Source organism: Pseudocolwellia sp. G5-9 (genome assembly GCF_055808995.1).
In genome coordinates this window covers 899642-923054 of record NZ_CM147893.1, presented here as the reverse complement: position 1 = coordinate 923054, position 23413 = coordinate 899642, and the positions used below count along the sequence as shown (strand labels likewise).

Annotated in this window: 24 protein-coding genes; 11 read left to right on the top strand and 13 right to left on the bottom strand. The window is 34.5% G+C overall.

What is annotated here, in order from left to right; genetic code table 11:
• Positions 1–19: 19 nt before the first annotated feature.
• On the top strand, positions 20–1264 hold the full coding sequence (locus tag AC0L5Q_RS04000) for a DUF3422 family protein (protein WP_473614439.1): 1245 nt from the start codon (positions 20–22) through the stop codon (positions 1262–1264).
• Between the two features lie 102 nt (positions 1265–1366).
• Here AC0L5Q_RS04000 and AC0L5Q_RS03995 read toward each other — a convergent pair whose 3' ends face one another.
• From AC0L5Q_RS03995 to AC0L5Q_RS03985, 3 genes are all read right to left on the bottom strand, one after another.
• Positions 1367–1753, bottom strand: a complete 387-nt coding sequence (locus AC0L5Q_RS03995; protein ID WP_473614436.1) for an RNA-binding S4 domain-containing protein — start codon at positions 1751–1753, stop codon at positions 1367–1369.
• A 133-nt stretch (positions 1754–1886) separates the two neighbouring features.
• Complete coding sequence (locus tag AC0L5Q_RS03990) at positions 1887–2180, bottom strand: type II toxin-antitoxin system RelE/ParE family toxin (RefSeq protein ID WP_473614433.1); 294 nt, start codon at positions 2178–2180, stop codon at positions 1887–1889.
• Complete coding sequence (locus AC0L5Q_RS03985; protein ID WP_473614429.1) at positions 2180–2419, bottom strand: type II toxin-antitoxin system ParD family antitoxin; 240 nt, start codon at positions 2417–2419, stop codon at positions 2180–2182. Before AC0L5Q_RS03985 ends, AC0L5Q_RS03990 begins: the two co-directional genes overlap by 1 nt.
• A gap of 159 nt (positions 2420–2578) precedes the next feature.
• Here AC0L5Q_RS03985 and AC0L5Q_RS03980 point away from each other — a divergent pair, with 159 nt between their 5' ends.
• The 3 genes from AC0L5Q_RS03980 (at position 2579) to AC0L5Q_RS03970 (ending at position 5948) form a co-directional block, all read left to right on the top strand.
• Positions 2579–3286: an esterase/lipase family protein gene (locus tag AC0L5Q_RS03980; RefSeq protein ID WP_473614426.1), complete on the top strand. Its 708-nt coding sequence runs from the start codon at positions 2579–2581 to the stop codon at positions 3284–3286.
• Between the two features lie 131 nt (positions 3287–3417).
• Positions 3418–4788: a DUF1800 domain-containing protein gene (locus tag AC0L5Q_RS03975; RefSeq protein ID WP_473614422.1), complete on the top strand. Its 1371-nt coding sequence runs from the start codon at positions 3418–3420 to the stop codon at positions 4786–4788.
• A 2-nt stretch (positions 4789–4790) separates the two neighbouring features.
• The gene (locus tag AC0L5Q_RS03970; RefSeq protein ID WP_473614419.1) at positions 4791–5948 is read left to right on the top strand and encodes a DUF1501 domain-containing protein; all 1158 of its coding nucleotides are present in this window, start codon (positions 4791–4793) and stop codon (positions 5946–5948) included.
• 134 nt (positions 5949–6082) lie between these two features.
• Here AC0L5Q_RS03970 and AC0L5Q_RS03965 read toward each other — a convergent pair whose 3' ends face one another.
• Both AC0L5Q_RS03965 and AC0L5Q_RS03960 read right to left on the bottom strand, forming a co-directional pair.
• A complete protein-coding gene (locus AC0L5Q_RS03965) occupies positions 6083–6805 on the bottom strand; it encodes a 3-keto-disaccharide hydrolase (protein ID WP_473614415.1) in 723 nt (240 codons plus the stop codon).
• A 132-nt stretch (positions 6806–6937) separates the two neighbouring features.
• Positions 6938–7804 (bottom strand): LysR substrate-binding domain-containing protein, encoded by an 867-nt coding sequence (locus tag AC0L5Q_RS03960; RefSeq protein ID WP_473614411.1) that lies wholly within the window; start codon positions 7802–7804, stop codon positions 6938–6940.
• Between the two features lie 163 nt (positions 7805–7967).
• On the opposite strand from AC0L5Q_RS03960, the gene AC0L5Q_RS03955 reads away from it, so the two are divergent.
• Positions 7968–9101 (top strand): S-(hydroxymethyl)glutathione dehydrogenase/class III alcohol dehydrogenase, encoded by a 1134-nt coding sequence (locus AC0L5Q_RS03955; RefSeq protein ID WP_473614408.1) that lies wholly within the window; start codon positions 7968–7970, stop codon positions 9099–9101.
• A 63-nt stretch (positions 9102–9164) separates the two neighbouring features.
• On the opposite strand, the gene AC0L5Q_RS03950 is transcribed toward AC0L5Q_RS03955, so the two are convergent.
• Both AC0L5Q_RS03950 and AC0L5Q_RS03945 read right to left on the bottom strand, forming a co-directional pair.
• Positions 9165–9578, bottom strand: coding sequence for a hypothetical protein (locus tag AC0L5Q_RS03950; RefSeq protein ID WP_473614404.1), 414 nt, complete (start codon positions 9576–9578; stop codon positions 9165–9167).
• 223 nt (positions 9579–9801) lie between these two features.
• Complete coding sequence (locus AC0L5Q_RS03945) at positions 9802–11430, bottom strand: sulfatase family protein (protein WP_473614400.1); 1629 nt, start codon at positions 11428–11430, stop codon at positions 9802–9804.
• Positions 11431–11733: 303 nt separating this feature from the next.
• Between AC0L5Q_RS03945 and AC0L5Q_RS03940 the strand changes: the two genes are divergently transcribed.
• Complete coding sequence (locus AC0L5Q_RS03940) at positions 11734–12510, top strand: IclR family transcriptional regulator (RefSeq protein WP_473614399.1); 777 nt, start codon at positions 11734–11736, stop codon at positions 12508–12510.
• Positions 12511–12605: 95 nt separating this feature from the next.
• Here the strand turns inward: AC0L5Q_RS03940 and AC0L5Q_RS03935 are convergent, their stop codons facing one another.
• The gene (locus tag AC0L5Q_RS03935; protein WP_473614398.1) at positions 12606–13289 is read right to left on the bottom strand and encodes a putative glycoside hydrolase; all 684 of its coding nucleotides are present in this window, start codon (positions 13287–13289) and stop codon (positions 12606–12608) included.
• A 352-nt stretch (positions 13290–13641) separates the two neighbouring features.
• Here AC0L5Q_RS03935 and AC0L5Q_RS03930 point away from each other — a divergent pair, with 352 nt between their 5' ends.
• Genes AC0L5Q_RS03930 through AC0L5Q_RS03920 form a run of 3 tightly spaced genes read left to right on the top strand, consistent with a single transcriptional unit; the run spans position 13642 to position 16441 of the window.
• Positions 13642–14655 carry a zinc-binding alcohol dehydrogenase family protein gene (locus AC0L5Q_RS03930; protein ID WP_473614397.1) on the top strand — a complete coding sequence of 338 codons (1014 nt, stop codon included), beginning with the start codon at positions 13642–13644 and terminating at the stop codon, positions 14653–14655.
• A gap of 10 nt (positions 14656–14665) precedes the next feature.
• Positions 14666–15496 (top strand): amidohydrolase family protein, encoded by an 831-nt coding sequence (locus AC0L5Q_RS03925; RefSeq protein ID WP_473614396.1) that lies wholly within the window; start codon positions 14666–14668, stop codon positions 15494–15496.
• Between the two features lie 9 nt (positions 15497–15505).
• Entirely contained in the window at positions 15506–16441 is a 936-nt protein-coding gene (locus AC0L5Q_RS03920; RefSeq protein ID WP_473614395.1) for an aldo/keto reductase, read from the top strand.
• Positions 16442–16971: 530 nt separating this feature from the next.
• Here the strand turns inward: AC0L5Q_RS03920 and ccoP are convergent.
• The 4 genes from ccoP to ccoN are packed head-to-tail and all read right to left on the bottom strand — an operon-like array spanning position 16972 to position 20227.
• Complete coding sequence (ccoP, locus tag AC0L5Q_RS03915) at positions 16972–17946, bottom strand: cytochrome-c oxidase, cbb3-type subunit III (RefSeq protein ID WP_473614394.1); 975 nt, start codon at positions 17944–17946, stop codon at positions 16972–16974.
• A complete protein-coding gene (locus AC0L5Q_RS03910) occupies positions 17946–18143 on the bottom strand; it encodes a cbb3-type cytochrome oxidase subunit 3 (protein WP_077341783.1) in 198 nt (65 codons plus the stop codon). The genes ccoP and AC0L5Q_RS03910 overlap by 1 nt, the downstream gene beginning before the upstream one ends.
• Positions 18144–18147: 4 nt before the next feature.
• On the bottom strand, positions 18148–18792 hold the full coding sequence (gene ccoO / locus AC0L5Q_RS03905; RefSeq protein ID WP_076419112.1) for a cytochrome-c oxidase, cbb3-type subunit II: 645 nt from the start codon (positions 18790–18792) through the stop codon (positions 18148–18150).
• Between the two features lie 10 nt (positions 18793–18802).
• Positions 18803–20227, bottom strand: a complete 1425-nt coding sequence (gene ccoN, locus AC0L5Q_RS03900) for a cytochrome-c oxidase, cbb3-type subunit I (protein WP_077341785.1) — start codon at positions 20225–20227, stop codon at positions 18803–18805.
• A 273-nt stretch (positions 20228–20500) separates the two neighbouring features.
• Here ccoN and AC0L5Q_RS03895 point away from each other — a divergent pair, with 273 nt between their 5' ends.
• On the top strand, positions 20501–21004 hold the full coding sequence (locus tag AC0L5Q_RS03895; protein ID WP_473614393.1) for a hypothetical protein: 504 nt from the start codon (positions 20501–20503) through the stop codon (positions 21002–21004).
• A gap of 75 nt (positions 21005–21079) precedes the next feature.
• On the top strand, positions 21080–22000 hold the full coding sequence (locus AC0L5Q_RS03890; RefSeq protein ID WP_473614392.1) for an FAD:protein FMN transferase: 921 nt from the start codon (positions 21080–21082) through the stop codon (positions 21998–22000).
• A gap of 66 nt (positions 22001–22066) precedes the next feature.
• Here the strand turns inward: AC0L5Q_RS03890 and AC0L5Q_RS03885 are convergent, their stop codons facing one another.
• Positions 22067–23179: a DUF3083 family protein gene (locus tag AC0L5Q_RS03885; RefSeq protein WP_473614391.1), complete on the bottom strand. Its 1113-nt coding sequence runs from the start codon at positions 23177–23179 to the stop codon at positions 22067–22069.
• Positions 23180–23413: the final 234 nt, after the last annotated feature.

Sequence of the window (23413 nt, the reverse complement as noted above, 5' to 3'; positions counted from 1 at the left end):
TATTTAAGGCGTTTTAAAGATGAAAAATAGAGTGCTAAATGCAAGGCCTACTCCTGAATTTGAAGGAGGAAGCACTGTATTTTGCCACTCTTTTTTACGTCAAAATGAAATTGATATTATTCAAGAAAAAGAACATACCGCTGAGCTAGTTGAATATTTTCAATTAGCCGAAGTTGATGTTTCTTCTCGGTTAGAAGTTTACTGTGGAGAAAATGTCGATCTTAGAAAAGAAATACACCATGAATTTGTATTATACATTTGGATTATTTCAGCAAAGGGGGATTTAGAGCATATTCGAAATGTACCTGAACACTGGTTAAACTCTTTTCCAGGAAAGCTGCTCACACAAATACTTATTACCTTTAATACCTGTACGCCCACATCAACTTTCAAAGAAAAATTACATACTGTTTTTGGTGAAAATCAATTAATCGGTAACATGGTTGAACAAGATTCAGCGCGTATTTGGACAGACTATTATGGCGATAAGCAACATAAATTATTTAGAGTGTATATTGAAGATTTTTCGTTAGGGCCAAAGCGCAGAGGGCGCTTAAGCCAAAACATTATAGAATTAGAAAATTATAGAAGTGTGGCAGAAATTGCATTTCCGATAGCAGAAGAAATTGTTTTTGAATTAGAAACAAAAGAAATAGATCTTTCACTTATCGTAAAAGATATCTCTGAAGTGAGTGACACCATGTCACAACAAAAATTGCTTCATCAATTATTAGACTTATCGGTAATCAGTGAAAACTGGAGAAGTAATACAGGACATCGATTTTCAGCAACATCAGCGTATAAAAAATTAATTGAAGACCGTTTACAGCATTTAGATGAAACTAAGGTATTAGGCTATCAATCTTTTTCCAACTTTTTAAACCGAAACACCATGCCCACATTCAGAACGTGCGAAGCTGCTAATAATCGTTTAAATGTATTTATTACGCGAATTGACCGTGCTATTTCGTTATTGTCTACCCGTATTCGTTCTACAACAGAGCAGCAGAATAATGAGCTGTTAGCGTCAGTAAATGACCAAAATAAACAACAAATTGTATTACAAGAAACAATAGAAGCGTTTGCTGTTGTGGCAATTAGTTATAATAGTTGCGCATTAATTCATATGTTTTTAAAGTCGTTAACTGAGCAGGGGGTTAATATAAATATACCTTTGTTTATGTCTATTACGATACCAAGCAGTATAGCCGTATCGTTTTTATTGATAGATTTTTTGAAAAAAAGAAAATTAAGTAAAAAGTAATGCATAAAGATAAGGTATTTATTTTATTACCTTATCTTTAAGTCATATTCCGTAACCATTCAATATAGTCTGAAATACGCATATTGAGTGATAATGGGTATATTAAAATGAAATAGGGCGTCTTTTTGCTGGCGTTGATGGTATTGGCGTTTCCTGCGCAATAGCATGTTGTTGGGTGTTTTTATTGCTACTTTTCGATTGAGCCGTTTTTACTTTAGCTTTTTGAACCTTTGCCTTTTTTACCTCTTCAGAAGTACTTGCAGGCTTACTACATACTACTTGTACTAGATCTCCATTAAATTCGATAATGTCGTTATTGTATATTTTTTTTCTTTTTTGAAATTCAACTTCACCATTTAAATAAACATAACCTTCGCCGATCACTATTTTAGCTTCGCCGCCACCAGACACCATATTGGCTATTTTTAATAATTTACATAGTTCTATCGGTTGATATGAAATAGAAACCGTAGGGTAGTCGTCAGACATTGAGTTTTCTCTATAAACAGGGAGTTGTAATAATAACGCTAGTTTATCATAAAATTTATAATACCAATCCCATAATTAATAGCATCTTAACTACCAATTAGTATTTGCCTCTTAATGGGGCGTTGGTATTTTTCTAGAGTGCGGAGTTAACATCCATACTTTTATGTAATATTCGCACGATAAATATTTGACTGTTTTTATACTCTTTGTAATAGATCACATGACTAGCTTGTGGATATTTACTGTAGCCTTCTCTAATAGACTCACAGTTAATTCCTAGATCGGGATCACTAGCTAACAAATGGAACGTACTATCTAATATTTTTAGGTAATCATTCCGTTGAGATAGTCCCCAAGTTATTTGGGTATATTTAGCTATTTTAATTAAATCTGTTTTGGCTTTTGAAGATAATACAAACTTACCCATTAATGGTTATCTTTATCTAATTCAGTTAATAAGCTTTCATAGCTGTACTCGGCAACACCACTTTGTTCGCCTTGGATTAACATATTACGTAAATTTAAAAGCTTAGCTTCTTGATCTTCCAAAGCTCTTAATCCAGCTCTAATAATTTCACTTGCTGAGCCATAACGACCAGTGTTAAGTTGTTGGTTTATAAACTGATCAAAATGTTCGCCCAATGTTACGCTTGTATTTTTAGCCATATTGTAAAATCTTTTCAAGTACCAATATATATTGGATTATGGTATAAAAAATTTAACAAGGCAATTAAATGGACAAAAAATAGTTGACTGGTTTAGCTTCACATTTTAGCCAACAATTATTTGCCTCTTAGTGAGGTGTTAGGAATTTTAGAGTGCCGTATGAAAATAAAATTATTTAATTTAATTCTGTGTTTATGGAGTGCTTTTTCTATGTCTGAAGAGTGCGTTATATTGCTTCATGGGATGGCTCGTTCCGATAGCTCTATGAATAAAATGGAGAATAAACTTAAAGAAGTAGGTTATACCGTTGTTAATTTTGACTATCCCTCAACGCAATATAATATAGAAAGTATTGCTAAATATTACCTTCCTAACGCAGTAGCTCAATGTAAACCTAATGTAATTATAAATTTTGTGACTCATTCTCTTGGCGGAATTGTATTACGTAAATATTTAAGGGATAACACACTAGACCTGCTTGGGCGTGTGGTAATGCTAGGCCCGCCAAATAAAGGAAGTGAGATTGTTGATAAACTTAAAAACGTTCCAGGATACGAATTTATTAATGGCCCCGCAGGTTTGGAGTTAGGTACTGATAAATCAAGTGTTCCAAATTTACTTGGGGCAGTTAGTTACCCAGTAGGAATAATAGCTGGCAGCTCAACGATTAACCCAATACTTTCTCAAATGCTTCCAAACCCTGATGATGGTAAAGTTTCAGTCGAAAACACAAAGGTGGAAGGTATGTCTGATCACATAATTATACCCGTTTCACACGCATTTATTATGCGGAATGATGAAGTCATTAGACAAGTTAAAAAATTCCTAAAAACAGGGGAGTTTCAACATAATGTCGTTTCGCCCTAACAAACCATTCACGTAATACTTTTAGCCGTTGGTTCGGTTCCAATTTTTTAATGTAAAGATACGTAAAATAATTAGCATAAGTTGATACTTGCTATTATTGTAAGTTATTGGTTTTATTTGAGGTAAGTAATATGTCTATTCAAGCGGTTATTGCCACTAATCGTTTTGGTTTGGGAGCTAAGCCAAATGAGCATAAAGAGGTAAAAAAAGACCCGAAGGCTTGGTTAATTAATCAATTAAATACAACCCCCGCTGTATCTTTTGACGATGATTTACCTACCTCTGATGAAATAGCAGAGGCATTAACTGAGTTAAGGCTTTTCAAAAAAAGTTTAAATAAAAAAAATGCCAATGGAAGCGCAAGCCTTGTAAGTAAAACTGATCAAGAAAAGCTGAAAAAACTACAGAAATATCCTCGGAACGTTTATCTAACCTTATCTAGCGATACTTTGGTTCAAGCTATTCAATCAGACAATAGCTTGAACTGGCGGTTGTTAGACTTTTTTTCTAACCACTTTAGTGTGACGGCTCAAGGTCAAGTAATGACGGCGTTAGCACCTACTTTAGAGCGCGAAGCTATTGCACCACATTTATTAGGCTCTTTTGAAGATATGTTGTTAGCGGTCACTCAACATCCTGCAATGTTAATTTATTTGAACAATGAAAAGTCTTTTGGTCCCGCGTCTAAGTTAGGTAAAAAAGGTAAAGGTTTGAATGAAAATCTCGCCAGAGAAATATTAGAGCTTCATACGCTAGGTGTTAATGGCGGTTATTCTCAACAAGACGTTACTGAACTTGCTAAGGGTATTACGGGGTGGAGTGTATCTAATTTTACAAAAGATAAAAGCGTTGGCTTTACCTATAGGGGCACAGGGCATGAACCTAATACGAGAAAATTATTAGGGACGAGTTTTAACAATAATGGGCTAAAGCAGGGGGAAAGTATGCTTAAGTATTTGGCTCGTCATTCTGCTACTGCTGAGCACCTATGTTTTAAGTTAGCACGTCATTTTATTGCAGACGCCCCCCCTCAAATCCTTGTTGAAAAAATGGTAAAGCGTTGGAAATTGAGCAACGGAAAAATTAAAGACGTTGTTATTGAAATGATAAATGCTGAAGAGTCGTGGTCGGAACATTCCTTTAAGTTTAAATCGCCGAGAGAGTTTGTTATTTCTACCTTTAGAGGGGTAGGACAAAATAACATTCAAGGTAAACAAGTTTTAAAAGCCTTAACTGTTTTAGGGCAAAGACCTTTTAATGCGGGTTCTCCAGCCGGATATAGTGATTATCAACAAGACTGGAATGGCGCGAGTGCCATTATGTCTAGAATTGAGCTATCGGCACAATATGCTGCTAGAAGAAAACCTAATGCTGAGAAAGTGTTAATGAATACTTTAAGCGATAGTGCCAGTGAACTAACCTATAACAGCGTAATAAGAGCAGAAAGTCGTCAGCAGGCTTTTACCTTGTTGTTAATGAGCCCTGAATTTCAAAGGAGATAAAAATGAAACGTCGTCACTTTATAAAAACTATAGGCGCAAGTTTAGTTTTATTTCAAGGGGCAGCTTTTGCCAGTAAAGCTAAAGCACTAACGGGAAGCCAAATTAATGCTAAAAAAATTGTGTGGGTAGTATTAAGAGGCGGATTAGATTCATTGCATACAATAGTCCCCACATTTGAGGCTGATTTAGCTAAGTTAAGACCTTCGTTATATAGAAGCGTTAAAGATAAATTATTGCCATTAGACAATGGTTTTGCTTTTAATCCTGCGCTTCAACATTTACACACTTGGTATAAAAATAAAGAACTTATGCCAGTGGTTGCTGTTGGTTCGGGCTATAAGAGACGTTCGCACTTTGACGGACAAGATTTTTTAGAATCAGGCTTAATAACCATAAATGAAGATTCAGGTTGGTTAGCGAGAGCGTTAAAGCACAAAAATAAAAAAGCGTTAGCGGTATCGCGTTCTACTCCTGTTAGCTTACGCGGTAACGACAATACCAGTACTTGGTATCCTTCGTCGTTGAAAGATGCTGACGATGATGTGTATGCTGCACTAGGTAAATTATATGCTGAGGATGCGTTGTTATCGTCAAGGTTAAAAGAAGGATTAAACACTCAAAATATGGCGGGTTCTGCGGTATCAGAAAAACGTAAAGGAAAGTTTATCGATTTAACTAAAGCTTGTGCGCAGCTATTAAAAAACAACAATGCAATTGATTGTGCCATGTTAGAACTTGGAGGTTGGGATACTCATAATAATCAACATACTCGTTTAAATAAGCAACTTACCGAATTAGATAACGGCCTTGAAAGCTTAAAAGAAGGGTTAGGTGAAACGTGGAAAGACACTATAGTGATAGTTGCCACTGAATTTGGTCGTACAGCAAAAGAAAATGGTACAAGGGGGACTGATCACGGTACCGCTTCAAATCTGTTTATTGCGGGTGGAAGTGTTAAAGGGGGTAAGGTTTTAGGTGATTGGCCGGGATTAAGTGAGTCGCAATTGTTTGAACAGCGAGATTTAACGCCTACATCTAATAGTTTTTCTTGGATAGCCCATGTACTAGGAGAGCAATGGGGGCTATCGGATGATCAACTTAATGATGTGTTTTCTGCTGAATTTATTGAGCATAAGCCGACAATAAAAATTGTCGCTTAATCGTTTTTAATAAAATGAGTGAAGATACATCAGCAGGGTGACTTTACTAATGGATCTTCATGAATTTTTATATTTTTAACGTTATATCCAAATATTGAGAACTCAGCACATTAAAAAATAAAATTTTAAGAGCGTTATAGTTTACGCACCCAAATATTTCGAAAGCTAACTTTGTCGTTATGATCTTGTAACAATAGTCGGTCGCAACCATGAGCTCTATATTTTGGTTGCCCTCTATATACAGTTCCACCTTTTAAAATAAAGTGATCTTGTATCAATACACCATTATGTAAAACGGTTATATCTGCTGGTTTACTTAGCTCTTTTTCAGTAAATTTTGGCGCATGGTAAATAATGTCATAAGTTTGCCATTCGCCTGTTGGTTTCATCGCATTAACCAAAGGAGCTGATTGTTTATATACTGATCCGGCTTGACCGTTAGCATAGGTTTGATTTTCATAAGAGTCTAAAATTTGCACCTCATAGCGGCTTTGTATGAATAAACCGCTATTACCTAATTTTTGCCCTGCTTTACCTGCGATTTTTTCTGGTGATTTCCATTCAATGTGCAGTTGTATATCACAAAATTTTTCTTTTGAAAAAATCCCTTTGGTACCCGGTTCTATGGTGAGGTTACCATTTTCTACTTTCCATTTTACTTTGCTACCATCGCCATGTTCTAAATTTTCGGTTGATTTACCATCAAATAGAACAATCGCGTCAGAAGGTACAGGTGAGGGTGTGACTATCTCAGGAATAGGAGTCCATTGCTCAGTTAATTTAGGATCTATTTTTTTTTCAGCTGAAGCCAAAAAACTCGCAGAGATACAACAAATGGATAAATAAATTTTTTTCATAATGCACCTATAAAATTATCTGTTTAATATATGAAAATAGATTAACTTAAATTTAAAGTGTTTTATATATAAAGTTACTGATTTATTTGTGCTTTTAATCTTAGCAGGGACTTTTACTGGGTAATAAATAAATTATGTCAATTGTTTGGTTAAATAATCAATAAGTAGTCTAATTTTGGGTGATAAATGACGGTTTTGTGGATAAATTGCCCAAATACCTTCATCGGGTACACGGTAATTATCTAATAAGGTTATCAGTGCTCCGCTTTCTATATGTTGTTGAACGTAATAATCAGGCAGCTGAACTATACCTAGTCCTTTTAATGCGGCATCAACTAAACCAACTCCACTGTTATAGCGTAACTTACCTGTAACGCGAATGTTTTTATCTTTAGATGATTCTTGAAAATGCCAATAATCTAAAGTGCCTAATAAACAACTATGTTTGGATAGTTCAGGCAATGAATGAGGTGCGCCATATTTGCTTAAGTAAGTGGGGGAGGCACAAACATAGTTTGTTCTTTTTCCTAGTTTTCTTGCCATTAGCGATGAATCATTTAATTTACCTAATCGAATCGCTAAATCATATCCGCCTTCTATTAAGTCGAGTTGTTGATTACTAAGATATGCTGTTACTTCAATATCACTGTATTGCATCATAAAGTTATTAACTAACGGTAATATTTGTTGTTCACCATAAGTGACCGATGCGGTAAGTTTTATTTTACCTTGCGGCTTGGTTTGTAAGTGGGTAACGGCTTGTTCGGCTGTATTTAAAGCATCTAAGACACTTCGACAGTGTTGATAAAAAACACGACCTTCTTCGGTTAGCGATACTTTTCGTGTTGTTCGGTAAAGTAATTTGATATTGAGGCGCTTTTCTAAGGCACTTATTTGCCGACTAACTTGAGCTGTAGATATTGCCATTTTTTTTGAGGCGAGAGTGAAGCTTTCATTTTCAGCTACGTAGACAAATTCGCTAATACCTTCCCACTGCATTATTGTTACCTATATGTAATAGTGATTTACAAATTAATATATTATCATTGTTTTAGAAATAACTATAATAGGCTATTGGGTATAACGCATTAAAATTAGAATACTGTTATTGTTGTATTAACAGAATCAATTAAACCTTATTAATTTAAAATTGAGAGTAAATATGTCTGATAAATTTATTAAATCGAAAGCTGCTATTGCTTGGGGACCTAAACAACCATTATCTATTGAAGAAGTAGATGTTATGTTACCCCGTAAAGGTGAGGTCCTTATTAAAGTTGTTGCTTCAGGAGTTTGTCATACAGATGCATTTACATTATCTGGTGAGGATCCTGAGGGGATTTTTCCTGTTATTTTGGGTCATGAAGGTGGCGGTATTGTTGAACAAGTAGGCGAAGGTGTGACTAGCGTACAAGTTGGGGATCATGTTATTCCGCTTTACACGCCTGAATGTGGCGAATGTAAATTCTGTTTGTCTGGTAAAACTAATTTGTGTCAGAAAATTAGAGAAACACAAGGTCAAGGGCTGATGCCAGACGGCACCACGCGTTTTTATAAAGATGGTCAACCTATTTTCCATTATATGGGCTGTTCAACTTTTTCGGAATACACAGTATTACCTGAAATATCTTTAGCTAAAGTAAATAAAGAAGCGCCGTTAGAAGAGGTGTGCTTACTTGGTTGTGGTGTAACAACAGGTATGGGCGCGGTAATGAATACAGCCAAAGTGGAAGAGGGCGCAACGGTTGCTATATTTGGTTTAGGTGGTATTGGCTTGTCAGCGGTTATTGGCGCAACTATGGCTAAAGCAAGCCGTATTATTGCGATTGATATTAATGAAAGTAAATTTGAATTAGCGAAAAAATTAGGAGCAACTGACTGTATAAACCCTAAAGATTACGATAAACCGATTCAAGACGTTATTGTTGAACTAACCGATGGTGGTGTTGACTATTCATTTGAATGTGTTGGTAATGTGAATTTAATGCGTTCAGCGCTTGAGTGTTGTCATAAAGGCTGGGGTGAATCTGTAGTGATTGGCGTTGCTGGCGCAGGACAAGAAATTTCAACTCGTCCATTTCAATTAGTTACTGGACGCGTATGGAGAGGTTCGGCTTTTGGTGGTGTTAAAGGGCGTTCAGAATTGCCTGATTACGTTGAGCGTTATTTGGCTGGTGAATTTAAATTGAGTGATTTTATTACTCACACAATGACCTTAGAAGATATAAACGAATCATTTGAGTTAATGCATAAAGGCGAGAGTATTCGAACTGTTATTCATTTTGATAAGTCGTAATTATTATTTTATAAAACACTGCTATTGATGAGAGTTAATAGCAGTGTTTGATCGTATATTAAATTAAAACTTATGTTGTTTTTGTAATTTACTACTTCCTGAATCAGTCCAATGAATTTCAGATAAAGAGAGAAAGATGGCATTTTGTTGATGGAGAAGTTCAACTGATTCAGCACTAAAACATCCTCCCACAACCACCAAACTATGGTCTGTTAATTCACCGAGTTTATTTAAAGCTTTTTTAACGAGAGAACTTTTCACAATATCTTTTTTATTATGAGGAAAAATGATGAGTGTCGTTAGTTCTCCTAGTTGAGATTCACAGCTTAAAGCCAAACTTTTATATTCTGTAGGAACTCTTTCTTTAACGAGATAAGCTTCCAAGTTTTTTAATATAATAAATTTCATAAGTGTCGCTAATAATGGGGTTGTAGATGTTTCTATCTTTAATAATAGTTCTTTTAATAAATTAATCATTTTTATGAGTTAAAATTTTTAACTATTTTGATATTTATTTCACAAATAATAGCTAAGTATAAAAGAGCTTAATTTATCCATTGAACTCGTATAATTTACTCCAATAACTTTAATTCTCAAAGTATTAAAAACAAAAATTGAAATAATTTATAATAAGAAAATTAATTATGAATGTAAAAAAACGGCAATTAAATTGCCGTTTTTAGTGATGATATCGCAGAGGTTAATCGTTCCAATGTTTATCAATAATTTTTTGAAGATGAGGATATTTCTCATCTGTTTCATTGTATAACTTACGTTGGCGTTTTAATTCAATTTTAAGTTCATCAACAACCTTTAAATATTCAGGGTTGCTATAAACGTTGTTTTGTTCTGTAGGATCTTTGCGTAAGTCGTAAAGCTCCCAAGCTGCTGGCGTATTAATAGCACTATTGTGAAGCCCTGTTTTAGCTACCCATTTTTTATCATAAAAAGGGAAAGGTTTTTCCATAAAGTTAGCACCGTAAAAAAAGATAAGTTTATAGTCTTTAGAACGTAAGCCAAAGTGTGCTGGTACGTCGTGATAAGCTCTGTGTGTCCAGTATCTGTAGTAGCTTGCCGTACGCCAGTTATCAGGGGTTTTTCCTTGTAAAGCCGATGCAAAGCTTTTGCCGTGCATATATTCAGGTACTTTAATTCCAACTAAGTCTAAAATTAATGGGGCAAAGTCTGTGTTGTTCACCAATAAATCACTTTTTTGACCTTGGGTTGTCATACGTGGGTCTTTAATAATAAAAGGCATTCTGATTGACTCTTCATACATCCAGCGCTTATCTTGAAAATCATGTTCGCCTAACATCATCCCCTGATCTGAAGTATAAATAATAATAGTGTTATCGTACTCGCCTAGGTCTTTTAATGTTTGTAGTAAACGTGCAATGTTATCGTCTACACCTTTAACACAGCGTAAGTAGGCTTTTACATATTTTTGGTATGCTTGTCTGGTAAATTCTTCTTCAGGTAAAGAAGGATCTACACCAAGATCGATTCCCATGCTTCTGCGGTTATGTCTTTTAGAAACCGATGTGCCAATATCTTTAATCAGTTTATCGTTAACACCACGAGTGGCGATAGAACCAAATGTTGCTTTTACACCATATAAATCGGTTGGTTCTGGAATGGTTTCTGCGGCTAAGTAGTCTTCATAGCGAGGAGCGTATTCGAACATGTCGTGCGGTGCTTTAAATTGATGCATTAAAAAGAAAGGTTTGTCGCTTTTTTTATTTTTTAACCATGCAATAGATAAATCGGTAACCACATCAGACGAATAACCTTTGTAGTTAACTTCGTTTTTAGGCCATGCTTTATCGCCCTGAACTCTAAAGGTAGGATCAAAATAAGTCCCTTGTCCTTCTAACACTTGGTAATAATCAAAAGCCCCTGGTTCTTTTTTTAAGTGCCATTTACCTATTATAGCTGTTTGATATCCCGCTTTACTCATGAGAGTAGGTAAGTGCTGATTTTTAGTTTCTATACTGCCTCTTAAATCTAAAACCCCATTTGTTTGGCTATATTGACCTGTTAAAATGCTGGCTCGGCTTGGTGTACATATAGAGTTTGTTACAAAAGTATTAGTGAAAAGCATCCCTTCATCAGCTAATTTATCAATGTTTGGAGTTGGGTTTAGCTTCGCAAATCGACCTTCATAAGCACCTACAGCATGAGCTGCATGATCATCCGTCATTATATAAAGTACATTTAAAGGCTTTGTTTTTTCAATTTGAGTATTATTGTTTAAATTTATATTTGAATTACAAGCGGCCAATAAACATAGGATCGCTGAAATACTGATTGTTATAGATAATTTTTTCATTAATATCTCGAAATGTTTGTTGTATGTAAAATTATGTGTTTATATTTAAAGTATGTCAATAGGAGGTAAATTGTTATACGGAAGATAATGTTGTTATATTTATATATGAAAAAACAAAAAACACGTTTTAAAGCTTTTTTATTATTGGAGAAGGGGTATTAAGGTGTTAATATTCATGGATAAACAATAATAATAACAGATAATACATCGCTACTTAATGCAGAGTAAATTAGTTTATCAGAAAGTAGACATTATATTTTATAGGCTTAGTTTAAGTCTTTAATTCAAAATAGGTAAAATTTTATGGATGCCAAACCTGTAAAAAAATATTCAGCACCGGCTTTAGAAAAAGGCTTAGATATTCTAGAGTTACTATCTAAAGATTCTACAGCTTATAGTACGTCAGCTATTGCTGAAATATTAGGTCGTTCAAATGCTGAAATATATCGTATGATCCTCGTACTAGAACAACGTGGGTATATTGAAAAAAGTGAAGATGTTGACGGGTACCAAGTTACTCGTAAATTGCTTCAATTAGGTACGGAACATGAACCTATTAAAGATATTTTAGAATATGCTCAACCTATTATGCGTGATTTGGCTGAAAAAACAGCAATGTCTTGTCATATAGCTGTAGAGTCGCAAGAGCAGATTGTTGTTATTTCAAGAGTTGAAACGCCTAGTGTTATGTCTTATTCCGTTAGGGTAGGTTACAGAAGACCTATTTTATTTTCAGCATCAGGTAGAATATTATTTGCCTTTCAAAATCCGGATAAAAAAGAATCAATGTTTAAGCGTTTAAATAAACATCATTCTGAAGATGAAATTAAACACTTTGTTAATGATTGTAAAAAAGTAAGTAAGCAAGGTTACTTTAAGGGCGATAGTGCTTATGTTCAAGGTGTAACGGATATTTCATTTCCTATTATAGATAATGATCATGCTGTGGCAACACTGACTATACCTTTTATTCAGCGGATACCAGAATCAATGAATATTGATCAAGTGATTGAAGAATTAAAGCATGCTGCTGAGGAGCTTTCTAAAGCATTAACCTATGGTATTGTTCGTAAGATTTAGTTGAAGATCATTATAGTTAAGATATAAATTATCTAACGGGTATAGGTAGAAAAATATAAGAAAAGCCATCACCTCAAAGTGATGGCTTTTTTGTTTTAATCCGCTTTACATCCTTTGTTACCTGCTGGTAGTGCAACTAAACTAATATTAGCAATTTCAATATCTAATTTACCTTCAGTTCCGATTGAAAATATTGAGGTTACTTTGCTAAAGTCAAAATTACCGTCTTTATTAAAGCAATTTAATGGGATAGGGAGTTGTGTCCATTCATCTTTTGGTAATCTATTAATAATAGCCTTAACCGGAAATTTGCCTAGGCATTTATTAGAGTAATTACATTGCATTGATATGGTTGTGTTATCTTTTGCAGATCGGTTTACTTTTAGTTCAATCATTAATGCCGCTTGGTTTTCAACAGATGCAATATTGATCATGTTTTTAGTGATAGTGAAATTTGAGTCGTTAAGTAAATTACCACCCCACTGATTTTTTACTGTTTTTCCTTTCCATTTCAAGTGTAGAGCGTCATTTTCTTTATTTTTTGTCGCTGGAGCAACAACCAAATTACCACGTTCTGTCTCTCCGGTTTGATTGACCAAAGGGATATTCCAATTTAGACCATTACTTAAATTTCCTTTCCATTTACCAACAAATTGACCGTCTTTTATATAAGTTGTTAATGGGTCGTCATTGAAAGCTAAACTTTGAAATGACAATGAAGCACAAACTAGAGTGGCTAATTGCATCATTTTATTAGTGGTTAGAGCGTTTTGTTTCATGCTGTTTTCCTATTTATTAATACAATCCTTGTTAGTTTTATTAATCAATTATTTAAATTTAAATGATTGAATCTGCATTTAATCGGTATTTTAGGTAAATTTATAACATTTAATTATTACATCTATTAAAAAATATACCAATTTTTATAATGAATGCAATACCTTTAATGGAACATTACCTCATTAAAGTTCCGTTAAATACGCTTGTTTATACTCATCTTTAGTATTTCATAAAGATAACTTAAATATGAAGTTGTGCATTCATATTCAAAAAATAAGTATATTTTTGTAAATATGGTGGTAGAATAAAATCAAATATAAAACCACTTGTTTATTTGGAGTTTGTTCGATTATGAGAACAATAATATGTGTAGAGCCTGGAATTTTAGAGTCAAAGACTTTGGACAAGCCTGTTCCTAAAAAAGGGGAGGTGCTTGTTAGGATTAAATCTATTGGCATTTGTGGCACGGATATACATGCATACGGTGGTAATCAACCTTTTTTTAGTTATCCTCGAATATTAGGGCATGAATTATCAGGTATTATTGATGAAGTAGGCAGCGGTGTTGATATACCTTTAGGTTCATCTGTTTATATCATTCCTTACTTACATTGTGGTGAATGTATTGCTTGTCGTAATAACAAACCAAATTGTTGTACAAATATTGAAGTTGTAGGTGTTCATCGTGACGGTGGAATGTGTGAATATATTGCTGTTCCTGAGTCTGCTGTGGTTGTTACTGAAGGTGTAAGCTTTAACGATATGGCATTAATAGAGTGTTTAGCTATAGGGGCTCATGCTGTTAAAAGAGCACAAATAAACGAGCAAGATACTGTTTTAGTGTTAGGTGCTGGGCCCATTGGTATTGGTGCACTTCAATTTTCTAAAATAGCAGGAGCAAAAGTGTTTGTTTCTGATGTTATGCAAGATAAATTAGATTTTTGTGTAAAAGAGTATGGGATTGACGGTACCGTGAATGCACTCGGTGACGTAACTCAACAACTTAGCGATTTAACTGATGGCCAATTCCCTACGGTTATTATAGATTGTACGGGTAATGCTAAAGCGATGGAGTCTACTTTTACTAATTTAGCTCATGGTGGGCGTATTGTATTTGTTAGTGTAATTAAATCGCCTATAACCTTTGAAGACCCAGAATTTCATAAACGTGAAACCACGTTACTGGGTAGTAGAAATGCAACCTTAGAAGATTTTGAACATGTTGTAGCTTGCTTAAAAAATGGTAAAGCAAAAAGTGGGTCGTTTGTAACACACACGGCTAAATTTAGTGACTTTTTATCAATATTTGATGACTGGGTAAAACCAGATAGCGGTGTTATTAAAGCCGTTGTCGAGATGGATTAATAGATTAACTATGAGAATAGACGCACATCAGCATTTTTGGCAGTACAGCCCTGAAGAGTATGATTGGATAGGTGATTCAGAGCTGGTATTAAAACATAATTTTTTACCTTCAGATTTATCTCCTATTTTAAACGAAAATAATATTGACGGTTGTATTGTTGTACAAGCAAGGCAAACAACTCATGAAACGCAATGGTTAATTGAACTCTCTAAACAAAGTCATATTATAAAAGCTGTTGTGGGTTGGATTGATTTACGCAGTTTTGATTTAGCTGAACAATTAGAACAATATACAGACTTTACTGTTCTTAAAGGTTTTAGGCATGTACTTCAAGGTGAGCATAGTGATTTTATGCTTACAACTGAATTTATTAACGGTTTGAAAATTCTTGAAGAAAAAGGGTATACCTATGACCTTTTAGTGTTTGCTAATCAACTCCCTCAAACTATTGAATTAGTTAATCAATTTCAAACATTAAACTTTGTTATAGACCACATTGCTAAACCTGCTATTTTAGCTAGAGAAGGCTTTGAGCAATGGAAGGAAGCCATGTTTAAATTGGCGGAAAAGCCTAATGTATATTGCAAAGTGTCGGGCATGGTAACTGAAGCTGATATACACAACTGGAAAGCAGAAGACTTTACTCAATACCTTGAGGTAGTTTTTAATGCTTTTGGTGTTAAACGTGTCATGTTTGGATCTGATTGGCCGGTGTGTTTACTTGCTGGTGAATATGCCCAAATTAAACAAATTATTGAAGACTTTGTTTTGGTGAACTATCCAGACAATTTTGAAGACGTTTTCGGTAATAATGCGTTAGCCTTTTATCGAATAACGTAGGAAATTATTATGGAATATAGAAAACTAGGTAAAACTGATCTTAACGTTTCACGTTTAAGTTACGGCGCCTCACCTTTAGGTAGTGTTTTTAGAGATATTAGTGAAGACGATGGGATCAGAACTGTTCATACGGCAATTGATATGGGCGTTAACTTGATTGATGTTTCACCGTATTATGGTTTAACTAAGGCTGAAACTGTTTTAGGAAAAGCATTAAAAGGTATACCACGCGATAAATATATTTTATCGACCAAAGCAGGACGCTATGGCGCTGAATATGCTGATTTTGATTTTTCTGAAAAAAGAATAAGAAACAGTTTAGATGAAAGCTTAAGTCGTTTAGGTGTTGATGGCGTAGATATTTTATTTTTACATGACATAGAATTCGGTAATTTAGAACAAATATTTAATGAAGCTTTACCTTGCTTACAAGCATTAAAGCAAGAAGGCAAAGTACGTTATATTGGTGTAACCGGCTACCCGTTAAAAATGTTTTCTGAAACCATTAAACAGGCCGATATTGATTGTATTCTTACTTATTGCCGTTATGCTTTGTACGATAATTCTTTAGCTAATATCATTCCTTCACTTGAAGAAAAAGGTGTAGGTATCATTAATGCTTCACCTACCGGTATGGGGTTATTAACAAATCGAGGTGCGCCAGAGTGGCATCCAGGTAATCAACAATTGCTTGCTGCTTGTCAAAAGGCCGTAAAACTTTGTCAAAGCCAAGGTGTAGACATTACAGAAGTTGCTTTGCAATACGCGATAGACCATCCTGCAATATCATCAACTTTAGTTGGAACAGCCAACCCTGTTAATATTGTTAAAAACATTGAATGGGCAGAAAAGCCGATAAACCAAGCTTTAGTTAAAGAAATTAGAACGTTATTTGATAATGTACCTGTTGTTTGGCCATCAGGTTACCCTGAAAATCAAGATTAATTATCTTTACATCCATACTCAAAGTTTCAACTTAGTAGAAGCTTTGAGTATTTTTCACTCTTAACACCTATTCTCATTCCTTCGATATACATTCCTACTAAAGCCTAACTCTCTTTTGAATTGTGTTATTCGTATGCACTTTTCTTCATTACATTCTTTCTTGTTAAGAGTATTTAACTTCATCTCGGGTTAATGAATGTTAGCCAATTCATTTAAAAGCTCTACTTAACAAATGCTTCTCTAGCAGCTATTTCCCCTAATTTCTACGTTAAATTTACTTGCAATAGACCAGTTGTTGACGCGAAATTTGCCTTGAATTAAGAAAAACTATAAAGCTAAAGGCTAAATAAAATTATTTTTATATTTCAATCCGCTAAGTATCTCTTAAACCCAGTTTAGAACATCTATTAATATTAGAAAAATAAAGAAAAGCATGAGAAAGAGAAGGGTAATAAAAAACGCCTAATGCAGAACATTAAGCGTTTTTAGTGAAATAAACTGTATTTATTTCAAATGATGGATATTGTTAACTAGTCTTGAGATAAACTATAAACATAAGCGCTAATTACGTGAACTTTTTCTTCACCTAAAATATTAACCCAAGCTGGCATAACACCTGCTCGGCCATTTTTAATAGATTGTTCTATAACACGCTGAGAGCCGCCATATAACCAGATATTGTCAGTAAGGTTAGGTGCGCCTAATGGTATTCCCATAGCTAAACTACCTTTACCTTCAGGGCCATGACAAGCCGCACACATTTGAAACTTAGGTTTACCTGCTGAAGCAAGGGTAGGGTCAACTTCTCTGCCACTTAAACTCATTACATAAGCAGCAACTTCTTTAACGCCTTTATCGCCGCCAAGAGCTGTTTCCCATGCCATCATACCGTTAGCTTTTCTACCGTGTAAAATAGTGGTTTTAATTGCTTCCGGTGAGCCACCGTATAACCAGTCTTTATCTGCTAGATTAGGAAAGCCTGTTGTACCACGAGCATCAGAACCATGACATTGTGAACAGTTTTGTAAAAATAAACGTTGTCCAACTTTTAATGCTTCTTTATCAGCAGCTAGCTCTTCAATGCTGCGCGCAGCGTAAGCTTCAAAAATAGGACCATATTTTTCATCAGCAGCATGTATTTCACGATCGTATTGTACTAAAACGTTTGAACCTTCTTTTAAATATTCAGCTGTTTTAGCTTTAGATTCTTCTAGGTTTAATATGCCTTGGTTAGAGCTTTTCCAGCCTAATAAACCTTCCCAATTCCCTAACCCAGGGTAAAGAAGTAAGTAGCCAAAGCCCCAAATAATGGTAGCTAAGAAAAATGTACTCCACCATTTAGGAAGAGGGTTGTTTAATTCTTCGATGCCATCAAAAGTGTGTCCCATTGACTCACCTTCAGGAACACCAGCAAAGTTCTTTAAACACATACGTAAAATAAGGTACATAAATACCAACGTGCCTAGGGAAAGAACTGTAACCCATATACTCCAAAAGCTAGACATTAGTTTTTGTCTCCTGCTTGTTTACTTTCAACATTTTGGTTCGATACATTTGTTTTTACGTCGTCTTCTTCAAAAATAGAATTTGCAGCATCATCAAATGCTGATTTCCTTTTTTTGCTGTAAGACCAAACCACTATGATGATAAATAGTGCCAAAATTAGTAGGGCAAAAGCCCCTCGAAGCGTTCCGTAATCCATACTATTATCTCAACGCATGGCCAAGAGATTGAAGATACGCAACAAGTGCATCTATCTCTTTTTTGCCTTTAACAGCCGCTTTCGCATTGGCTATTTCTTCAGGAGTATAAAGAGGAATAGCATTACCATTTTCATCTTTATGGCTACGGTTTCTTGTTAAAAAGTTAAATGTTTCTAATTTTTTAGCGGTTAAATTACCATCTAAGTAATTTTCATCTAACCATTTAAAGCTTGGCATGTTTGATTCTGGAACAACTGAACGAGGATCAATTAAATGCGCTTTGTGCCAGTCATCACTATAACGTTGACCAACACGAGCTAGATCTGGTCCTGTTCTTTTTGAACCCCATAAAAATGGATGTTCCCATACAGATTCACCTGCAACAGAATAATGTCCGTAACGTTCTGTTTCTGCACGAAGAGGGCGGATCATTTGGCTATGACATACGTTACAACCTTCACGGATGTAAATGTCTCTACCTTCCATTTCAAGCGCAGTATAAGCTCTTAAGTTATCAACAGGTGTTGTTGTCGCTTTTTGGAAAAATAACGGTGTGATTTCAACTAGACCACCGATACTAATTGCCATAATAGTGAAGATAAAGAAGCGACCAACGTTTTTTTCTAAACTTTCATGTTTGTTTTTCATTACTGCCTCCTTATGCCATTTCTATTTTTTTAAGACTGTTATCTGGTGCGTAGATTGTTTTAATCATGTTGAAAATCATTAAACCAAAACCTGCTACCACTAAAACACCGCCAACAAAACGAATAAAGTAGAATGGGTATGAAGCGGTTAAGCTTTCAACAAAACTATACGTCAATGTACCGTCAGCATTTACAGCACGCCACATCAAGCCTTGCATTACACCAGAAATCCACATAGCTACAATATAAAGAACAATACCTGTAGTGTGCATCCAGAAATGAATGTTGATTAAACGAATACTGTACATACGGCCTTGATTAAATAACACTGGAATTAGGTGATACATAGCACCAATAGATACCATAGCAACCCAGCCTAAAGCACCTGAATGTACGTGGCCTATAGTCCAGTCGGTGTAATGAGAAAGTGCGTTAACTGATTTAATTGCCATCATAGGACCTTCAAACGTAGACATACCGTAGAAAGATAATGAAACAATTAAGAAACGAAGAATAGGATCGTGACGAAGTTTATGCCACGCGCCTGATAACGTCATAATACCGTTTATCATTCCACCCCATGAAGGTAAGAATAAAACGATAGACATAACCATACCAACTGATTGAGCCCAATCAGGTAAAGCTGTGTAATGAAGATGATGTGGACCAGCCCAAATATATAACGAAACTAAAGCCCAAAAATGCACGATAGATAAACGGTAAGAATAAACAGGACGCTCAGCTTGTTTAGGAACAAAGTAGTACATCATACCTAGGAAACCAGCGGTTAATAAGAATCCAACGGCATTATGTCCGTACCACCATTGCATCATCGCATCGATAGCACCAGAGTATATGGAATAAGATTTCATCATGGATACAGGAATAACCATGCTGTTACCAATATGTAAAACAGCAACTGTTAATATGAAACCACCAAAAAACCAGTTAGCTACATAAATATGAGACGTTGTTCGTTTAACTACCGTACCGAAAAATACAGTGGCATACGAAACCCAAACAACAGCAATTAAAATATCAATCGGCCATTCTAATTCGGCATATTCTTTACTACTGGTGTAACCCATAGGTAAAGTAATAATGGCTAATATAATAACTGCTTGCCAGCCCCAAAAAGTAAAAGGTACAAGTTTTCCACCAAATAAGGCTACTTTACAGGTTCTCTGCACTACGTAATACGAAGTGGCAAATAAGGCGCTAGTACCAAATGCAAAAATTACAGCATTGGTATGAAGAGGGCGTAAACGGGAGTATGTAAGCCAAGGCGTCTCAAAATTTAAAGCTGGCCAAATTAATTGCGCAGCGATAAGAACACCTATTAATGTACCTACGAATCCCCAGATGACAGTCATAACAGTAAATTGACGAACAACATTCATGTTGTAATCAACTGTCGACGTATTACTTTGACTCATGTTTTGGTTCCACATTTAAATTATTAATTATTTTGACGTTTCTTATCATGTATAAATAAAATATTACGTACTTCTAACTAGTATTTATAGACTAGAAATGAGAATTTACACAATCCATAGAAAACTGGGCGAAATGATAGACATTTAATCGACTAATGTCATTACTCAAAGGTTGAAATATTGTTCTAAATCATAAAAAAAACGATTGACGATTAAAAACAAGGCTAAAATAGCGTAAATTATTAATTATAGTGATAATAAGTAGTAAGAATTTTGATTAAAATTAAAACAATTCCATTTGTATTAGTATTTCTCGTATTTTGTTTTTTTGGTTGTGAACAAAATAAAAAAGCAAAAATAGAGATGAGAGAACTTAAGTGTATTTCAACTCAAACACCTTGTTTGATCAAATCACCTTCAGGTAATTTTTCTGTTTTATTTAATATTGAACCTGTAGTTACCGAAAACCCTTTCGATATTGTTTTGATTTCAGAAAGCAAATACTCGATTCAAAAAGTATCTGCTTACATGGAAGGGAAAAATATGTTTATGGGGAAAATCCCTTTATTTTTTGAACTTAAGTTAGCGGAAAATGAGCCTTATTACCAAGGGCAAAAAATGCGTTATGTGGCGAATACTATGCTGGGAAGTTGCAGTGAAGAGAACATGCGTTGGATAATATTATTTGAAGTTATATTAGATACCCCCCAAGGGAAAAATATTATTGAACGTTTTTCTGTTGAATTTGATAGTGTGCAAGCTTTTAATGAACAATAGTGATTTACTGACACGGTGATATTTTTATTGTAACGCGTAACGTGTGGTTTTTATTTTTATGTGAGTAAACATAACGTGCAAAATTCTAGAAAATTTATTATTGAAAAAGATAAAAACGAATATCGACTTTTGTTTTCTGCAATGGCAAGTCCTTGTGAAGTATTAATGGAAATTCCTAGTGCATTACATACATCTAAAAAAATAGATGAATTGGTGAATAAATTAGCAAAAGTGATCACCGATGAAGTTTGGAGAATTGAAGACAAATACAGCCGATACGACTCTCGTAGTGTTTGTAGCCTTATTAATAATAGTAAAGGGCAAACTGTGTCAATTGATCAAGAAACATATTTATTGCTGAACTTTGCTCATGTTTGTTACGAACTGAGTGATGGGTTATTTGATATTACATCAGGTATTTTACGTAAAGTATGGACATTCAATGGCAGTGATAATATTCCTGATAAAGCACAGGTTGAAGCTATTTTACCTTTTATTGGTTGGAATAAAGTTAAGGTTAGTCAACAAGCTATTACGTTGCCAAACGGCATGGAGATTGATTTTGGTGGTATAGGTAAAGAATACGCAGTAGATCGTTGTATTCTTTTAGCTAAAGAAATAACAGAATATCCTATTTTAATTAATTTGGGGGGAGACTTAGCTGCTACAAAACCGAGAGAGAATAATAAGCCTTGGGTTATTGGTGTCGAACATCCCGGTTTTGAGAATAAAACTAATATGGTGGTTTCGCTATATCAAGGCGCATTAGCAACCAGTGGTAATGCTAAGCGTTTTTTATTAAAAGATGGTGTGCGTTATAGCCATATTCTTAATGCTAAAACGGGTTGGTCAATTATTAATGCTCCTCGATCAATCACAGTTTCTTCCGAGCAATGTGTACAGGCAGGTATTTTAGCAACATTATCTTTATTACAAGGCGAAAATGCAGAAGCTTATTTAGATGATCAGGAAGTAAAATATTGGGCTGTAAGGTAAAAATTTAATATAAAAAAACGCCATTTAAAAATTAAATGGCGTTTTGTTCAAATCTAGTATGAATGACTAGTAATTAAAACCAACATGTTGATGGATACGAACAATAAGTTGTTCTTTATCTTTAACAAAGTCTAATTTTTTTGCTAAGAGTTCTAGTGTATCTTCAACTTGGTTTAAAAACTTACCATAACCGTGAGACGTTCTGTCTGCTTTAGTGGCAACAAATACAAATTGAATTTTATCAACCAGTTTGTCAGCATTCCACTTACAAGTATAACCACACGCATCATGTTCAGGATTGTAGCCTAAGTTAATGAGTTCACCATTTGTAGCAACAAACTCTTCATCTGTAACTCTTACAATTGGTACTAAACCATTGGCAATTACAGCCCCGTTGTTTAAATTAAACTGTTTAGCTGAGCTTATAAATGCATCAGCAATTAAGCTATAAAGTGCGTTATAGTTTTCATTATCTAATTCTTTTTTATCAACCAGTTGCTTAATTCTACGGTTAAAGCGAATATCTGCTACAGCGTAAGTTAATGCGCTATCGTTTTCAGGTAGCACAACGTCATCAGTTAAATATCTTTTACTTAATGGTCTAAGCTTGTGTACTTGTAAGCCTTCGTCGCCTTTTTCTTTAGAGAAAAGATCAAAGGTTAAGTGCTGGTGATCACATACGCGGAATTGCTCTTTTCCAATTCCCGTTTTTTCTGCAAATTGGGTTACTGCTTTTAATACTTTTCTATGGAATTTAGCCGAATCTTGACGAATATCTGAACCATTCGATAAAAATACTAATGTTATTTTTTTCGCTCTTTTACTACCATCGAAATAAGCATGCTCACTTTGGTGATATAATGAGTTATATAAAAATAGTATTTGTTGATTAGTTTGCGCTGTTATCTTTTCAGGGCTAAATCGTACACGAGTAAATTTATCGTTACCGACAAATTGACCACTTTCAATGTGTAATTCTTCGTTAATATCAAAAAAGATTTTTGAAAGTTTTTTATAAAAAGACAAGTAAGGTTGATCTGAATCTTTCTCTGACGCATCAGAAAATTTAGCAATAAGTTCATCGGTTACATAAAACTTAGCTAATAAATACTGGTTCTCACGAGCAGACGATGGAATAAATGCTTTGTGTTGTGCATTTCTCATTCGAGATGAAGACATTTAAAAATCCCTTAAGTTATTTCATTAGTTCGATTATAAGAAATCATTATGGCTAATTTATTACAAATAATATTTGTTTTAAATCAACCTTAGATTTTACTGTTGTTTGTTTGCCTATTTATAATTCAAAACAGGACTTATACCTATTCCATTAATTTTATTGGTTATTTTTATTATTAAAATAGCGCTGTTTATTAACAGAATTTGTATTACATAAATTTATTATTATGTTTA

Excerpts from the sequence above, each read along its gene's own strand:
- AC0L5Q_RS04000 (WP_473614439.1), top strand. The coding sequence starts at position 20 with ATGAAAAATAGAGTGCTAAATGCAAGGCCTACTCCTGAATTTGAAGGA.
- AC0L5Q_RS03995 (WP_473614436.1), bottom strand. The coding sequence starts at position 1,753 with ATGTCTGACGACTACCCTACGGTTTCTATTTCATATCAACCGATAGAA.
- AC0L5Q_RS03990 (WP_473614433.1), bottom strand. The coding sequence starts at position 2,180 with ATGGGTAAGTTTGTATTATCTTCAAAAGCCAAAACAGATTTAATTAAA.
- AC0L5Q_RS03985 (WP_473614429.1), bottom strand. The coding sequence starts at position 2,419 with ATGGCTAAAAATACAAGCGTAACATTGGGCGAACATTTTGATCAGTTT.
- AC0L5Q_RS03980 (WP_473614426.1), top strand. The coding sequence starts at position 2,579 with ATGAAAATAAAATTATTTAATTTAATTCTGTGTTTATGGAGTGCTTTT.
- AC0L5Q_RS03975 (WP_473614422.1), top strand. The coding sequence starts at position 3,418 with ATGTCTATTCAAGCGGTTATTGCCACTAATCGTTTTGGTTTGGGAGCT.
- AC0L5Q_RS03970 (WP_473614419.1), top strand. The coding sequence starts at position 4,791 with ATGAAACGTCGTCACTTTATAAAAACTATAGGCGCAAGTTTAGTTTTA.
- AC0L5Q_RS03965 (WP_473614415.1), bottom strand. The coding sequence starts at position 6,805 with ATGAAAAAAATTTATTTATCCATTTGTTGTATCTCTGCGAGTTTTTTG.
- AC0L5Q_RS03960 (WP_473614411.1), bottom strand. The coding sequence starts at position 7,804 with ATGCAGTGGGAAGGTATTAGCGAATTTGTCTACGTAGCTGAAAATGAA.
- AC0L5Q_RS03955 (WP_473614408.1), top strand. The coding sequence starts at position 7,968 with ATGTCTGATAAATTTATTAAATCGAAAGCTGCTATTGCTTGGGGACCT.
- AC0L5Q_RS03950 (WP_473614404.1), bottom strand. The coding sequence starts at position 9,578 with ATGATTAATTTATTAAAAGAACTATTATTAAAGATAGAAACATCTACA.
- AC0L5Q_RS03945 (WP_473614400.1), bottom strand. The coding sequence starts at position 11,430 with ATGAAAAAATTATCTATAACAATCAGTATTTCAGCGATCCTATGTTTA.
- AC0L5Q_RS03940 (WP_473614399.1), top strand. The coding sequence starts at position 11,734 with ATGGATGCCAAACCTGTAAAAAAATATTCAGCACCGGCTTTAGAAAAA.
- AC0L5Q_RS03935 (WP_473614398.1), bottom strand. The coding sequence starts at position 13,289 with ATGAAACAAAACGCTCTAACCACTAATAAAATGATGCAATTAGCCACT.
- AC0L5Q_RS03930 (WP_473614397.1), top strand. The coding sequence starts at position 13,642 with ATGAGAACAATAATATGTGTAGAGCCTGGAATTTTAGAGTCAAAGACT.
- AC0L5Q_RS03925 (WP_473614396.1), top strand. The coding sequence starts at position 14,666 with ATGAGAATAGACGCACATCAGCATTTTTGGCAGTACAGCCCTGAAGAG.
- AC0L5Q_RS03920 (WP_473614395.1), top strand. The coding sequence starts at position 15,506 with ATGGAATATAGAAAACTAGGTAAAACTGATCTTAACGTTTCACGTTTA.
- ccoP (WP_473614394.1), bottom strand. The coding sequence starts at position 17,946 with ATGTCTAGCTTTTGGAGTATATGGGTTACAGTTCTTTCCCTAGGCACG.
- AC0L5Q_RS03910 (WP_077341783.1), bottom strand. The coding sequence starts at position 18,143 with ATGGATTACGGAACGCTTCGAGGGGCTTTTGCCCTACTAATTTTGGCA.
- ccoO (WP_076419112.1), bottom strand. The coding sequence starts at position 18,792 with ATGAAAAACAAACATGAAAGTTTAGAAAAAAACGTTGGTCGCTTCTTT.
- ccoN (WP_077341785.1), bottom strand. The coding sequence starts at position 20,227 with ATGAGTCAAAGTAATACGTCGACAGTTGATTACAACATGAATGTTGTT.
- AC0L5Q_RS03885 (WP_473614391.1), bottom strand. The coding sequence starts at position 23,179 with ATGTCTTCATCTCGAATGAGAAATGCACAACACAAAGCATTTATTCCA.